This is a genomic window from Desulfonatronospira sp. MSAO_Bac3, assembly GCF_003838035.1.
In the GTDB taxonomy this organism is placed as follows: Bacteria; Desulfobacterota; Desulfovibrionia; order Desulfovibrionales; family Desulfonatronovibrionaceae; genus Desulfonatronospira; species Desulfonatronospira thiodismutans.
Genome location: NZ_QYZY01000376.1, coordinates 1 through 1,767, shown reverse-complemented (window position 1 = coordinate 1,767; position 1,767 = coordinate 1). Strand labels below are relative to the sequence as shown.

The window sequence follows — 1,767 nt, the reverse complement described above, 5'->3', positions numbered from 1 at the left end:
CCTCTTTTACGGAATCAATGAAAGCATCCAGCTTTTTCCCGTCTATTTCGCCAACCACCTCTTCGTTGCAGGTGACCACCGGGGCCAGGCCGCAACAGCCTACACATCCCACCGTCTCTAAGGTCATGGTCAGATCTTCTGTGGTTTCCCCGTCCTTGACGTCAAACTCTTCAGACAAAGAGTCCAGAACCACCTTGGCCCCCCGCACATAGCAGGCTGTCCCGAAGCATACCTTGACGATTTTTTTGCCCCTGGGCTTGAAATGAAACATCTTGTAGAAGCTGGCCACGCTGTATATCTCGGTCAGGGATATGTTCAGGGACTTAGAAAGTTCTTTTAGTTCTTCCGGGTCAAGATAGCCCATCTTGTTCTGTATCTCGTGCAGGGCCGGAATGAGTATGCCTCTTTTTCTTTCCTCCTCGCCGATGATGGCTCCAAGTTCGCCCATTTTTTCATCAAAGTTCATATCTTCCAACTTCATAGATATTTGTCCCCTCTTATGCTTTTAGGTTCAAAGTCGCGTTGCATGACCTGCTCATGTCCACTTAAAAACCTACAGACTGCTCTCGCGCCGGGCGGCCATATCCATGAGCACCCTTTCCACGCCGAACTTGCCCGGCTCATACTTCTTAAGCTTGAGGGCATCCCTGGCTGCGTCAATGTATTTCAGGGCCATGTCGAATATCTTTTCCGGATCCGGCTCAAAATGAAAAGCCCCCTTGAATCTCTCATACCAGGTCTCGCTCATGATTCTGGTCACTTCGTTACTGGCCCCTACCGGAGACTCGCCGCCAAAAATAACCGGCACACCGGACGCAGCGAAATAGGTCCCGATGGCCAGGGCCTTTTCGGACATCCATTCCGGGGCAATGCCCACTCCGGGCATGCCGCCTATCTCTTCGGACAGGCCGCCTTCAGCGGCCATGGCGGTAAGAATGGTCAAAATCCTGGAGTTGTCCACGCAGGAGCCCAGGGGTAGAATTGGGGGAATGCCTATGGCCTCGCAGACTTCCTTCAGCCCTGGACCGGCATGCTCCAGGGCCATTTCCGGAGTCATATACCCGGCAGCCTGGCAGGCATGTGAACCGCATCCAGTGGAAACCACCAGCACGTCCGACTTGATGAATTCCTTGGCCAGGTAGCGATGCAGCCCCTGGGCCGGAACCCTGGGGTTGTCGCATCCGGCCAGGCCTACAACTCCCCGGATACGGCCCACCTGGATGGCGTCGTTTAAAGGCCTGAAAGAAGCACGCATACGCCCGCCCTGCATATATTCGATGTATTCCTGGGAAAATCCGGCCACCAGGTCCTGCTGATCCGTGGCTGCGTATCCGTTTTTCTTGCGGTTGGGAAAATTATCCACGGCAAGCTTGATGATTTCCCTGGCAATATCCGCAGCCCGGTGCTCTTCATAGCCCACATGAGTGGCACCGGTAAATTTGGCCTTGTCAGAGGTGGTTACTACCCTGGTGTGAAACCGTTCCGAGAGCTTTACCAGGGCAGGCATGATGCACTGCACGTCTACAGTCATGGCATCCACCTTGCCGGTTAAAATGGCCAGTTCCTGGTTGGTGAAACCTCCGGCTGTGGGTATGCCGTGGCGCATGAGGATCTCGTTGGCGGTACAGCACATGCCGCCAAGGTTTATGCCTGCGGCCCCCTTGGAGCGCGCATACTCCTGCATTTCCGGGTCATCGGCCATTAATACTATCATCTCCGCCAGGGTGGGCTCGTGGCCATGCACCACGATATTCACCTCGTCATCCT

General features: G+C 54.6%; 1 protein-coding gene and 1 pseudogene. Both read right to left on the bottom strand.

The window, feature by feature from the left end; translation table 11 throughout:
- Window positions 1-481: NADH-quinone oxidoreductase subunit NuoE family protein (locus tag D5S03_RS13165; RefSeq protein ID WP_287044379.1), on the bottom strand; the 481-nt coding region annotated here is incomplete at its 3' end.
- A gap of 72 nt (window positions 482-553) precedes the next feature.
- A pseudogene (locus D5S03_RS13160) lies at window positions 554-1,767 on the bottom strand (anaerobic carbon-monoxide dehydrogenase catalytic subunit); the annotation flags it as partial.